General features: G+C 44.4%; 15 protein-coding genes. 3 read left to right on the top strand and 12 right to left on the bottom strand.

The genetic code is table 11. The features are described from left to right. The coding region (locus tag DUW71_RS17905; protein WP_233546181.1) for a hypothetical protein at positions 1 to 196 on the top strand (196 nt) is incomplete at its 5' end. Between the two features lie 138 nt (positions 197 to 334). Here DUW71_RS17905 and DUW71_RS16660 read toward each other — a convergent pair. From DUW71_RS16660 to DUW71_RS16615, 9 genes are all read right to left on the bottom strand, one after another. Continuing rightward, on the bottom strand, positions 335 to 811 hold the full coding sequence (locus DUW71_RS16660; protein ID WP_119396409.1) for an AAC(3)-I family aminoglycoside N-acetyltransferase: 477 nt from the start codon (positions 809 to 811) through the stop codon (positions 335 to 337). A gap of 128 nt (positions 812 to 939) precedes the next feature. Further along, on the bottom strand, positions 940 to 1125 hold the full coding sequence (locus DUW71_RS16655; protein ID WP_119396408.1) for a hypothetical protein: 186 nt from the start codon (positions 1123 to 1125) through the stop codon (positions 940 to 942). Between the two features lie 283 nt (positions 1126 to 1408). Continuing rightward, complete coding sequence (locus DUW71_RS16650; protein ID WP_119396407.1) at positions 1409 to 2518, bottom strand: IS91 family transposase; 1110 nt, start codon at positions 2516 to 2518, stop codon at positions 1409 to 1411. Positions 2519 to 2698: 180 nt separating this feature from the next. After that, complete coding sequence (locus DUW71_RS16645; protein ID WP_158584218.1) at positions 2699 to 3013, bottom strand: hypothetical protein; 315 nt, start codon at positions 3011 to 3013, stop codon at positions 2699 to 2701. Between the two features lie 133 nt (positions 3014 to 3146). Continuing rightward, the gene (locus DUW71_RS16635; RefSeq protein WP_119396405.1) at positions 3147 to 3650 is read right to left on the bottom strand and encodes a P-loop NTPase family protein; all 504 of its coding nucleotides are present in this window, start codon (positions 3648 to 3650) and stop codon (positions 3147 to 3149) included. 93 nt (positions 3651 to 3743) lie between these two features. Further along, entirely contained in the window at positions 3744 to 4670 is a 927-nt protein-coding gene (locus DUW71_RS16630; RefSeq protein ID WP_119396404.1) for a HEPN domain-containing protein, read from the bottom strand. 1 nt (position 4671) lies between these two features. Beyond that, entirely contained in the window at positions 4672 to 5730 is a 1059-nt protein-coding gene (locus tag DUW71_RS16625; protein ID WP_119396403.1) for a DUF262 domain-containing protein, read from the bottom strand. A 100-nt stretch (positions 5731 to 5830) separates the two neighbouring features. Further along, entirely contained in the window at positions 5831 to 6295 is a 465-nt protein-coding gene (locus tag DUW71_RS16620) for a CYTH domain-containing protein (protein ID WP_119396402.1), read from the bottom strand. An 81-nt stretch (positions 6296 to 6376) separates the two neighbouring features. Then, a complete protein-coding gene (locus DUW71_RS16615; RefSeq protein WP_119396401.1) occupies positions 6377 to 7396 on the bottom strand; it encodes a serine hydrolase domain-containing protein in 1020 nt (339 codons plus the stop codon). Positions 7397 to 7662: 266 nt separating this feature from the next. On the opposite strand from DUW71_RS16615, the gene DUW71_RS16610 reads away from it, so the two are divergent. Beyond that, positions 7663 to 8640, top strand: coding sequence for an integron integrase (locus DUW71_RS16610; protein WP_119396400.1), 978 nt, complete (start codon positions 7663 to 7665; stop codon positions 8638 to 8640). 33 nt (positions 8641 to 8673) lie between these two features. Beyond that, positions 8674 to 9339, top strand: a complete 666-nt coding sequence (locus DUW71_RS16605; RefSeq protein WP_119396399.1) for an SDR family oxidoreductase — start codon at positions 8674 to 8676, stop codon at positions 9337 to 9339. 67 nt (positions 9340 to 9406) lie between these two features. On the opposite strand, the gene DUW71_RS16600 is transcribed toward DUW71_RS16605, so the two are convergent. From DUW71_RS16600 to DUW71_RS16590, 3 genes are all read right to left on the bottom strand, one after another. Further along, positions 9407 to 9727 carry a type II toxin-antitoxin system RelE/ParE family toxin gene (locus DUW71_RS16600; RefSeq protein ID WP_119396413.1) on the bottom strand — a complete coding sequence of 107 codons (321 nt, stop codon included), beginning with the start codon at positions 9725 to 9727 and terminating at the stop codon, positions 9407 to 9409. Next, on the bottom strand, positions 9715 to 9972 hold the full coding sequence (locus DUW71_RS16595) for a type II toxin-antitoxin system Phd/YefM family antitoxin (RefSeq protein WP_119396398.1): 258 nt from the start codon (positions 9970 to 9972) through the stop codon (positions 9715 to 9717). Before DUW71_RS16595 ends, DUW71_RS16600 begins: the two co-directional genes overlap by 13 nt. A 379-nt stretch (positions 9973 to 10351) precedes the next feature. After that, positions 10352 to 11824, bottom strand: coding sequence for a glutamate synthase subunit beta (locus DUW71_RS16590; RefSeq protein WP_119396397.1), 1473 nt, complete (start codon positions 11822 to 11824; stop codon positions 10352 to 10354). Positions 11825 to 11828 lie beyond the last annotated feature (4 nt).

Here is an 11828-nt window from a genome sequence, read left to right as displayed (position 1 = left end):
CAGAAAAAAGCCAGAAATGGCTAAGAAAGTACTGGTTCGAGCATCGGATCAGCTCATTTTTTGGATTTTTAGCAATTCATATTCGATATGCGTTGATTTGTGGGTCTTTTTAGAGGTTCCCAATAGCTGCCATGAAATCATTAGCAAACTCTTCAAACGGAAAGCCTTCACAGTTATCCAGAGCGACTTTTGCTAACTTAGTATTAATTTCCTTTAAAGCCATCTAAAACTTTTCCCGTATTGTTTGAAGCTTGTACGTATTTAGCACGCTTAACGCCGCACTCTGCGGCAAATTCGGAGCGCAGCGGAGGATTTGTCCGGCAGCAGTACATTGTTAGGCATTTTTGCTGTCGTCCTCAACTGCAATATCGAAGTGGAACACATCCTCGATGGTGCCCACTTTTGAATACAACTCTATGGCGGGCTGATCCTCTACGCCTTTGTCGGCTTGAACGTAAATCACATACGCGCCGCGTGCAGCGCCAACAGCCTTTAGCTCTTGGATAAGGGCGGTGGCAACGCCCTTTCTGCGAAAAGTCGAAATTACCGCGAGGTCATAGATATATATCTCGCTTCTTTCCTGTTCAAACTTCTTCAGCTCATACGCTGCGATAGCACCTACGACTTTTCCTCCATCAACGGCAGCAAGCGCAATAAAGTTAGTTGTGCCAAGCAATGCTTGAAGGTAGCTTGACGACGGCTTGTTGCTGGAGTAGCTCACTTCGTCATCAAATACCTCACCGAACATCGCATTTATAGATTGCAACAATGCAACATCATTTGCACTGAGATGGATAATTTTGACTGGCACTCGTCCTCTCCTGATGCCTAACGCTTTGCACAGCCGCGGCGCGGCTGGCGAAAATTTTGGAACAAAATTTGTGACAGCTAGTGCCGTCAGCTGGTGCAACTGGTTATGTGTTGACCGACTGAAAGCCCCTAAACCTCACGGCATTCAAAGCCTGAAACAGATACACTCTTAACACCACGGGGACCACAAGCATCCTCCGCAAATTGGGAGTTGTCTTGAACCAACTTCGCAGCAATTATATCGTCGCCAATCCACATACCTACTGCAGTTACCGCAAGCAGGCTTGCGATTAAAGCTCCTTTAAAATACTTCATAGATATCTCCTTATCTAATACACATAAAGCTTAGATAATCGGCAGTGAGCAGTACGATACAATTTCGCTCTTCATTGTGCTGCTCACTGTCCGTATTGATCTTCTTGTTGCGCTAAGCGCCTCGGTAATGAGGAAATTTGGGGAAGGTTTGTCCTGTCCTTTCAATCGTTGCACACTGCCGAGTTGTTATATTCATAGCATTGAGCTGCTTCCGACGATGCCTTCACAATTCTTGCGGGCACGCCAAACTCTCTGCTCTACTTACGCAGTGTTACACTTTAAATCATCCCTCGCAACTATCTGCTGCCTCCTCTTTTTTGGCGCATAAAACACAGGTTGGTAGAGCATCTGCTCGCATTAAAAAGTCTTGCACCGATAGCTCTAAATAGTTCACTGCCTGCTGCCTAAAATGCGCTCTGGCTTGGTTCAATTTGTCTTCGCAGCAATGGTTATATAACCCATAACAGCGAACAGTTTGCTGGCCTGACTCCGCAATATGTTGCGCGGCAAGTGAGACTAGGTTTTCTGGCCGATACAGTCTTGTTTCGTACTGACCACTTTTGTGTGACTTGAAGCGAAACTTTACTTTGTCGTTCGCTTCAAATAGCCTCGCTTTTTGAAGCGGCCCACCTTTCATATACCTCGCTAGGTATTTCGCTACACCCATTCCGGTTGCATATGGCTTACACGCATGTACGACCCAAGCTTTTTTCTTGTGGCTGCTAATCCTGCTATGAATGGCTTTGTAGGTTAACTCTGGTGGAAGCTGTAACTCAGCATTGAGTAATGCTGCTCTCAGTGTTTTTAAAAGCTGCTTTTTAAACAAACGGCTAAGTACCTTTTGTGGGAACAAAATGTCGCGTTTTGGGGCTACCCACTCACCCACGTCGTTTAACCCACCGTGTGCAATCAAACAATGAATATGCGGATGTATTGACAGGCTGCGCCCCCAGGTATGTAGCGCCAAAATAAATCCTGGTTTAGCTCCCAAGTATTTCGGGTCGTTAGCGAGCGTATTGATCGCGTATCTAACTGACTGAAATAACGTATCGTTGAACCAACGCTTGTTGTACATCCATAGGCTGTTGTAGTCGTGAGGAATGGTAAAGATTATATGGTGGTGCTGAGTATCCAGCAGCTTGGCTTTTTGCTTTTCTAACCACCGAGCATTCGCTAGCTTCTGGCACTGAGGACACGCTCTACAACGGCAGCTGTTATGGTAAACACCAAGCAAATGACCATGCTCACAATAATCACTATGACTGCCCATTTTGGAAGTACGACAGTCTCTAATCTGTTTCAGGGCTTTGATCAGATGAGGTGGTAGCGGCTGCAAAGCCAAATAGGAATCTAGCTGGCTCTGCAGGATGTTTTGAAGGGTCAAAGTAGCCATGGATAAAATGTAGACTAAACTATATTTTTATCCAGTATCTAGAGGTCCTAATTCCTCGCTTGGCTCGCCAAGCGCGAGTGCAACGCCCGCATAAGCAGCGGGAAACAGTTGGCTAAAATTAGTGAGGAACGAACGGTAGCCAACTGTTAACCGTCTGCTCTTAATGCACTGGTTAAATGCTTATTTCATGACCTGTTCATAGAATAATACGTCAAGTTCACCTGAAAGTTCGTTGCCGCGTTCATCCGTGATTTTATATTTTTCTTGAGTGGCAGCTAGTGAAGCTGAGCCTTCAAGACCACCAATTAAGTTGTAGGTAGATTCTTTAATAGCCTGCTCAATTAACGATACAACTTCCGCTTTTAGTTCAGGGCTAAGATTTAGAGAATCTAGCTTAGTACCGATTGCGGTTTGGCCTTCAGCACCTTCAGCATAAAGAGATACTAGACTTTCAATCTCAGCTTTTATGTTACTGACGAATTGATCAGGGCTCATGATTACCTTAGGCATTTAACGCCCGCTTAAGGGGCAGCCAACGCTACGACTAACTTTCCGCACAACATCGTAACCACAAAAACTAACGCATGGTAAAAACGCCACGCGTTGGCTGTCCCTCTTGAAGCGTTTGTTAGGCATTTATTATCCGTTTAATCTCATCATAACTTGAGCAGTAAACTATTTTATTTTTGTATTTTGATGTGAAATTTGTAATGCGCACCATATTGTCAACATCAAATTTGCTATTCCATCGCCACAACTCAATGAAAGACGAAAACGTTTCTTTCCTAAAATCACCTAGAAAAAATTTACGAACCAAAAACCTTTTCAGTATCCTCCATTGACGCTTTATAAGAGGAGGGTTCAAAATTATAATTACATCCGCATTCTGAAATGACCGATCAAGCCATTTATAATAAACGCCTTCGATAATCCAATTATCGCATTCCAAAATAATATTAAGCTTTTCAGTTCTTAATTCTTCACTTGCTCGGATATATGAGTTTTGGCTTTGATCCCAAAATACCTCATCTAAATCGAAAGCAGTCAAATTAGTCGCTTGCTGCAACTTTTTGGCACTATATGTTTTCCCACTTCCGGGACCACCAATTATGTGGATTTTATGATACTGCAAGATGACTCCTTGATGCCTAACGCCGCGCTCTGCGGCAAATTTGGAGCGCAGCGGAAAATTTGTCCGACAGCAGCGCCTTGTTATATGGTGCCATCATAGGCACTCCCATCCGCTTACCAGTCCTGCCTCATCAAATTCGACGAGCAATTCCTTCGATGATAGAGCTCTACGCCTAGCTTCTCTCGATATAGAATCGAAATCATTAGAAGTCCTAAATGCGCGAACACTATTTCCTCTATACTCTTTCCATTTATTATCAACAAATTTAATAGTTCTGAATTCTATATCGTTGGCGCTTAGCTTTACGCCATTCCTAACAAAGTCGTCATCATTTTCTAGTAGTTTATGAATTGCTTTTGAGAGCAAGGCGTCAAATGTTATCGCTATAGCGAACGCCTCTTTCACAAATTGCTTAATATCTGTCGGTGGTGTATCTGCTCCGGCAACATGTGCCGCTCTGTGCCTTCTCAACGAGGCACTCTTAAATATCTCAGCCAACGATAACGTTGCAGTCAATCCTAGATCAGATGAAATTTTTGACATTTGACGCCACGGGTCTTCAACATTAAAAGACTTCAGAATATCTCCTATTACGGTATTGCTTATATTGGCTTGAGAATGAGCAAATGTATGGCTAGACAATTCATAGTTTGGAGTTGCTGTGGACGAAATTTTAAGAGCATGATCTTGAATATAAGAAGGCTTATCGTCCTTATCCAGCAGGCCCAACTGGTAATTCAATGCTGAAAGCACCTCGTACGTTGCTGCTCTTTGTAATTTCTCTGGCAACTCGACAAATGCTATTGTACATCTGCTGACTTCTTCCATGGCTTCTGAAGATCGTTTTTTAATAAAATCCTCTAACGATGCAAAGCTAACTACTGCTAGTCCGTTTCTGAGCATTCTCGCAATTGAGTTATGCTCTCTCTCAGTTAATGCTCTGTTCTGAACAGCATCCGTTTCAATTGAAGAATCAAGGCACCTGATACGCTCAATAAAGTCTGTTTTTGCTGAAGGCATATCAAACCTCAACAGCTTCAAGCATATCTTTTAGCTTTGACACTCGATTTCTAATGGCTAGAGTGTCACCTGTAGCTTGTGTCACAGCTTTATGAAACTCAGGATCATTTTCATATAAATCTCTAGTTGCAGATAGGACGACATCTTGCGCACCTTCCAATGCCTGAACTCTAGCCGGATCTAAAAGAGAAACGGCTACCATTTGTGCATCAAAAAGTGGGGCGATAAGTTGTTCTCTCCAGCCATTATTCAATGGTTTTTGAAAAGAAAAATCTCCCCATATCTTCTGGCAGCCTTCTATCGAGTACTGAAAAAGCTCCCGCAGCTCATTGACTTCTTTATCCTGGTTTTCTGCCATAAAGTCATCCATTGCCACAGATATTTTTTTACCAAAATTCTCCCAGCGACTATGAATTGTAAAAAACCTTAAAACTAGTTCTAGGTCATCCATACTTCTATATGCAGCTGATTTATTGGAAGTTATCTTTAGCTTCGATTTTAAAAATTCATTTTCAGATAGTTCAAAAAGCAAGTCATTTAATGGGCCTGCGAACGCAACATTTCTAATCTCTTGAGCTTTCAACTTCTCCCCACCAGTATTAAGCCTCAAGAAAACTTCATATTTCAATTCTGGATCAGATTGTTTGAGTAACGTTATTACACGCATGAATGGCCTAATAGAAAGAGCTCTCTTTAATTGAGCAGGCAGCTGCTCAAATGTAAAACCGTTTAGCTCAGGAACTTCTTTCAAGTCCTTTAATTTGAATTTTCCAGATAGAAAGTCATAAATGGCTGTTATTCTTTGCTTTCCATCGATAACCGTATACGTGCCATATTCATCTTCGGAGAGATAAACAGGTGGAACGGGTATATTTAGAAGAAAAGACTCAATTAGTGCAGACTGCTTCTCGACATGCCAACGATCCCTTCTTTGATAATGGGGTGTTATATCTATTGACTCAAACTTAACCATCTCCGCTATTGCAGAAAGTGAGAAATCAGATTGTTGAGTAACGAGGCTTTCCTGTGCTCTGGCAAATTTATCTAGTATTTCTTTCATTTCATGTCCAAATTTTCAATCTGACTTGTTGGTATCAACTTAAACCATATAACGCTTACAGCAGTTGCGCGGGCTTTTTCGCGTCGACTGCCTGTGATTGTTATGCATAGGTAGCCATTGATGCAACTTCATACTCCGAGGCATCACTAACTTCCTTTGCGGCAAATCTAGGTGGTAGAAATGCTAAGGCTTCTGCTTCACTCGTAAACTCGGCTTCGAGTATCGTAGGAATATTTCTGCCAACGTTTATGGACATCTTTACTCCATTGTACGGGAAGTAGTATCGGTGCCTTACAACTTCAATTCCTTCCAGTTTGGATAGAAAGCCGTATTCAGTTTCTGAAAGATAGATATTTGTTATTGGCTCACAAATAGCCGATGTCTTCCCGTATTTTTTACAAAGCTTATATTTAATACTGTCAATTGATTCTTCCTTTCTAAGACGCAAGCGTGAATCCGTTATATACAGATCAGTAAGTATCTTAACTTTCAGTTCAGAAAAGTCTGGTAGTTCGTCCTCATGTACTAACCACCTTCTTTCAATTTCTAGCTCAGAGTATTTCATTCTTCAGATGCATAACGCCGTGCGCATGCGCGCGAACTTGTGAGCGTCGCAGTGGCCGAAGGACACGAATGCCGCACTTTGTTAGGCTTTTTGTTCATGCTCTTTGCCACCTATTAATTCTTTTAACATTTCAAACGATAACTGCTCAATGCTATAACTGCTAAAAAAATTGTGCCAAAGCCTTGGAGCTTTGTTAGATAGCATTACTATTGCTGTATCTTGATTTGGGCAACAAACTACCATAGATTTTTGCCCCAATGTTTGCCCATTGTGCCAGGCAAAATCCCCGACCACGTCACCGCAGGCAAGCATCCAGGCTAGTCCTACATGATCACATTTTGGATCATTAATTGACGCCACAGTTGTTTTAGCCAATAGGTTCTTCCATTGTTCACCGGAGTAACCCAAATGTGCTTTTAAAAAAACAATCATATCCTTGGTTGTCGAACGCCAAAGCCCCGCAGGTTCCATACTGTCCCATTTAAAATGAGCTACTGCTTTTCCATCACCACCGTGCCCAATAGCTAAACGATGCTCGTCATAAACTGTATTCGAGACATGCGTATCGCTCATACCAAGAGGATCGAGAATATAGGTTTTTACTGCCTCTTCGTAAGTGCTCCCCACATGATCAGCCAAAAGATTACCAAGCAGTGCCATACCAATATTTGAATAGTTAAACTTGCCGCTCGTCAAAGGCTTATTAAGCCCGTTCAAAAAATTGCAGTAATCCGAGTGACTAAAATTTTTCACTGCCTTTTGCGTATCTAATATAAGGCCTTTAAAAGGGTTACTTGGCAGCCCTGATGTATGGTTAGCCAACTGCAACAAGGTCACATCTTTTGCAAATGGTAGTTCAGGCTTAAACTTATCAACTTTGTCATTTAAACTGACGAGACCTTTATCGACCAAAACAGCAAGTAATGTCGCTGTAAAGGTTTTCCCGACAGAGCCTATTTCAAAAACATCAACGCATGCTTGTGATTCATGACCGAAGTTGGCGTAATACGATTCACCATTGTGCCAAATTCCAACCGCTAATTGAGGAATAGAAGATTTAGCAACAAAGGCTCTAATTTTTTCGTCGATCTGTCTATTCACACTGATAGCCTAAAGCTATGTATAGTGCATGCGCGTTTTGGCCTGGCACGTGTTTCGGATTGGAGGAGTAAACTGGGCTTGCTAAGTGCCTGAATCGCCTACTGAAATCGAAACATGTAACGCTTTGTTAGGGGCAAAGTGTGCATGCGGGTAATGTTTTGTATCAAGGTACAACAAAAACACATTAAAACCAATGGCAACGGTTACACAAACTGGCTTTTTATCCACTACTATATATCCATATACTTTAAGTAGTGAGGTGTATTATGGCGCAAAGGCGATTGAGGGATGAGCTTCATGAAGCAATCCGAGTACGTGGCTATAGTTATAGAACCGAGCAAACCTACTATTTATGGATTTGTCAGTTTGTACGCTTTCACCATATGCGCCACCCAAAAGAGTTGCACGAGCACGAGGTTGAGCAGTATTTAACCTGGCTTGCCGCGCAGCGGCAGGTTTCGCCAGGCACGCAACGCATTGCACTGAATGCGCTGGTGTTTTTATATAAGCAGGTTTTGCATTTAGAGTTTGGGCAGCTAAATTTCCAGCCTGCCAAGCCCAATAAGTATTTACCCACTGTGTTAAACCCAGCTGAGGTGAGTGCCATTCTGGCGAACTTAGAAGCGCGCGACCGGCTCATTATTTCTCTGCTTTATGGCTGTGGATTAAGAATCAACGAATGCTTAAATTTACGTGTGGGCGACATCGATTCTCAGCGCTCAAGCATTACAGTTCGCAATACGAAGGGTAAGCGCGATCGCACGACGTTATTGCCAAAGTCTCTGGTATCCGAGGTTGTTAGCCAGCGCGAAAAAGCGATTATTTCGCAAGCGAAAGACAATCAAGCCGGATTTGGCCCATCTATTCCCCCTGCCCTTGCTAGAAAGTACCCAAATGCTTGGCAGGAACCATGTTGGATGTACATGTTCCCAAGTATACAAAGCAGTATTGAGCCTATGACTGGCAAGCTTGCGCGGCATCACTTGCATCGCTCGGTCGTGCAGAAGTCACTAAAGCGAGCGGTAAAAGCGGCAAGTATTAGCAAACGCGTTACGTGCCACACATTTCGCCATAGCTTTGCAACCGAGCTGTTGCGAAGTGGCACCGACATCCGAACGGTGCAGGAGCTACTTGGCCATTCAGATGTTAAAACAACGCAAATCTACACGCATATCATTGGTGAGCACTACGCTGGTACCAACAGTCCATTGGACACCATTGCTTTTGCAGCACCGCACACTTAGGCTATTGCGCACATTAATAACAGGAGGTGCTTTATGGCTAAACTAGCGGTGATTACCGGCGCTAACCGTGGCATTGGGCTAGCCCTTGCTAAACAGCTGTCGGCTAAGGGGTATGAGGTAATTGGCATTTGCCGTGAGTCGAGCACCGAGTTAGAAGGGCTTGCTGCGCGGGTAATAACTGGTATCGATGTTACCGATCAGGCGTGCATAGAGCGTGCAGCAACTGAGTTGAAGGGTAAGCAAATTGATTTGCTAATCAATAATGCAGGCCTACTAGACGACAATGTGTTGGGCAGCATTGAGCTAGACAGCATTCGCGCGATGATGGAAATTAATGCCTATGCACCGCTGAAAGTGACTGAAGCGCTTCTGCCTAATTTGGCGTCGGGTAGCAAGGTTGCACTCATTACCAGCCGCATGGGCTCCATTGCCGATAACACGTCGGGTGGCCGTTATGGCTATCGTGCTTCGAAAGCAGCACTCAATGCTTTTGGTAAATCGTTGGCGGTAGATTTAGCACCACAAGGTATTAGCGTGGTAATTTTGCACCCTGGATATGTGGCCACTCGTATGGTGGGTTATCGTGGCATGATTGAACCTGATGACTCGGCTCGTGGTTTGGTTGAACGTATTGAGGGGCTGAGTTTGCAAAACTCGGGGTCGTTCTGGCACTCTAATGGCGAAGAATTACCTTGGTAGTTATATTTATGTTTTCTCATTAATTGCTACTTTTTATTAAATATTATTCGTTATTTGATACTTTATACTATTTCATTAGAAGTCGACTAATTTCTCTTTCTTGCCTAACAACATGTAGCATCATTACATTTTGCTTCTCGATCTGATAGATCAATCTTATAGGGCCGACTAAAAGTTGCCTATAATTCAGTTCGGGAAGCTCATCTACTACAGGGCAAGATTCTGGAAACTGCTCTAACTGCTCCGTTCTCTGAAACACGAGTTTTGCTAGCTGCTCAGCCGCCATTGAGTTGCTTAGTTCGATGTATTCAATAATATCTCGTAACTCAAACAGCGCGGACTCTGTCCACTCGACGTCAAATTTTTCTGGCGGCATTATATTAGCCATTTCGAAAACATGTTTTTCGCTTCGTCAGATGTTTTGATGCGACCTTCGGAAATATCTCTCTGACCCTTTGCAATGCCTTCCAGAATTGCCATCCTCTGCTGCATCGACTCATAATCAGACACATCCACAAGATACGCCGATGGCTTGCCATGCTCCGTTATCAACACAGGCTCTTTGTCTTCATGTAAGCGCTGCAAGATATTTGTTGCTTGACGCTTTAAGTTGGTTACCAATTCAGTGCGCATTTATATACCCTCACGATTAGTATCACTATAGTATCATTATCGGCAGGTAATGCGAGCTCGTTTTCAGATGATGGCTTGCATGTCGCCCGAACCTCCGGTTCGTACGACCTACGAACCATTCTGTGAGTGAGTTAGCCGTATTTTTACAAACCACGAGCTTGGGAAGCATGGGTGTCGCAGTTCCCTGCGGGAAACATGGCCTACAACTGACCTAGATATACAGTTGCAACTAGATACCCGCCTTCGCGGGTATGACGATTGGTCGCCTCATTTTACTTATTAGTCCAAAGGTGAATGCACCAAAACGCAAAAAGCCAACCCTGGGGTTGGCTTTTTATTTTCAGAACTAGATACCCGCCTTCGCGGGTATGACTGAGGTCTAAGGCAAAGTTGATGAACCCATTAGGAAGGTATCTACTTCACGTGCAGCGCGGCGGCCTTCGTCAATAGCCCATACAATCAAGCTCTGACCACGGCGAGCATCGCCTGCTGCGAATACGCCTTCAACGTTCGTCGCAAACTTGTCGTATTCAGCTTGGGCGTTTGAACGACCATCTTTTTCAACACCAAACTGCTCTAGTAAGCCACCTTCTGGGCCTAAGAAGCCCATCGCCAACAATACTAGGTCGGCTTGGTAAACTTTTTCTGTGCCTGGCACTTCTTTCGGGCCTTGTGCTGTCCATTCAACCCCTACGGTGTGAACTTCTTTCACGTTGCCGTTGTCGTCGCCTACCATCTTCTTGGTCATCATGGTGTAGTGACGAGGGTCGTCGCCCTGCTCTGCAATCGCTTCTTCTTGGCCGTAATCTACCAGCAGTGTTTGCTTGTATTCAGGCCAAGGGTTGCTTGCAGCACGCTCAAGCGGCTTAGCACCCATAATTTCAAGCTGATGCACGCTCTTACAACCGTGGCGCAACGAAGTACCCACACAGTCGGTACCTGTATCACCACCACCAATTACTAGTACATTTTTGCCTTTGGCATCAATGTAGTTGCCGTCTAAGTGGCGGCTGTCTAGTAGGCTCTTGGTGTTCTGACCCAAGAATTCCATCGCAAAGTGCACGCCGTTTAGCTCTCGGCCTTCAACTGGCAGGTTGCGAGGTACCGTTGCACCGGTACAAATGACTACTGAGTCGAACTGTGCTTTCAGTTCGTCAGCCGTAATGTCTTTGCCCACTTCGGTATTCACAACAAACTTGATGCCTTCGGCTTCAAGAATGTCTACACGGCGCTGAACCACTTCTTTTTCCAGCTTCATGTTTGGAATGCCGTACATTAGCAAGCCACCAATACGGTCGGCACGCTCGTATACTGTCACTTCGTGACCTACGCTGTTTAACTGCGCTGCAGCGGCTAGGCCTGCTGGGCCCGAGCCAATGACAGCAACCGTTTTACCAGTGCGCACTTTCGGAGGGTTTGGTTTTACCCAACCTTCTTCGAAGCCTTTGTCGATAATCGACACTTCGTGCAACTTAATGGTGACTGGGTCGGCATTAATACCCAGCGTACAGGCGCTTTCGCACGGCGCTGGGCAAACACGACCAGTGAACTCTGGGAAGTTGTTGGTCATATGCAAACGATCCAACGCTTCTTTCCAGCGGCCACGGTAAATTAGGTCTTGCCATTCAGGAATCAGGTTATTCACTGGGCACCCCGCAACCTGCGGGGCGTACTTCGAATCACCAGACTGACAGAATGGGATACCACAGTCCATACAACGAGATGCCTGCTCGGCAATCTTCTCTTCTGGCCAGTGCTCGTGCACTTCCTTCCAGTCGCCTAAGCGCTCAGAAGGATTACGATCAGCAGGCAAATTCCGCTCAACATTTAAAAAACCTGTTGGGTTACCCATGAGT

The sequence above is a fragment of the Salinibius halmophilus genome (assembly GCF_003577475.1).
Classification (GTDB): Bacteria; Pseudomonadota; Gammaproteobacteria; order Pseudomonadales; family Natronospirillaceae; genus Salinibius; species Salinibius halmophilus.
The sequence above is the reverse complement of the archived record's forward strand: the minus strand, read 5'-3'. Positions and strand labels throughout refer to the sequence as shown.

Bases quoted from the DNA above. Each gene is read 5' to 3' on its own strand.
- DUW71_RS16655 (WP_119396408.1), bottom strand. From the start codon at position 1,125: ATGAAGTATTTTAAAGGAGCTTTAATCGCAAGCCTGCTTGCGGTAACT.
- DUW71_RS16650 (WP_119396407.1), bottom strand. From the start codon at position 2,518: ATGGCTACTTTGACCCTTCAAAACATCCTGCAGAGCCAGCTAGATTCC.
- DUW71_RS16645 (WP_158584218.1), bottom strand. From the start codon at position 3,013: ATGAGCCCTGATCAATTCGTCAGTAACATAAAAGCTGAGATTGAAAGT.
- DUW71_RS16630 (WP_119396404.1), bottom strand. From the start codon at position 4,670: ATGCCTTCAGCAAAAACAGACTTTATTGAGCGTATCAGGTGCCTTGAT.
- DUW71_RS16625 (WP_119396403.1), bottom strand. From the start codon at position 5,730: ATGAAAGAAATACTAGATAAATTTGCCAGAGCACAGGAAAGCCTCGTT.
- DUW71_RS16620 (WP_119396402.1), bottom strand. From the start codon at position 6,295: ATGAAATACTCTGAGCTAGAAATTGAAAGAAGGTGGTTAGTACATGAG.
- DUW71_RS16610 (WP_119396400.1), top strand. From the start codon at position 7,663: ATGGCGCAAAGGCGATTGAGGGATGAGCTTCATGAAGCAATCCGAGTA.
- DUW71_RS16605 (WP_119396399.1), top strand. From the start codon at position 8,674: ATGGCTAAACTAGCGGTGATTACCGGCGCTAACCGTGGCATTGGGCTA.
- DUW71_RS16600 (WP_119396413.1), bottom strand. From the start codon at position 9,727: ATGGCTAATATAATGCCGCCAGAAAAATTTGACGTCGAGTGGACAGAG.
- DUW71_RS16595 (WP_119396398.1), bottom strand. From the start codon at position 9,972: ATGCGCACTGAATTGGTAACCAACTTAAAGCGTCAAGCAACAAATATC.
- DUW71_RS16590 (WP_119396397.1), bottom strand. From the start codon at position 11,824: ATGGGTAACCCAACAGGTTTTTTAAATGTTGAGCGGAATTTGCCTGCT.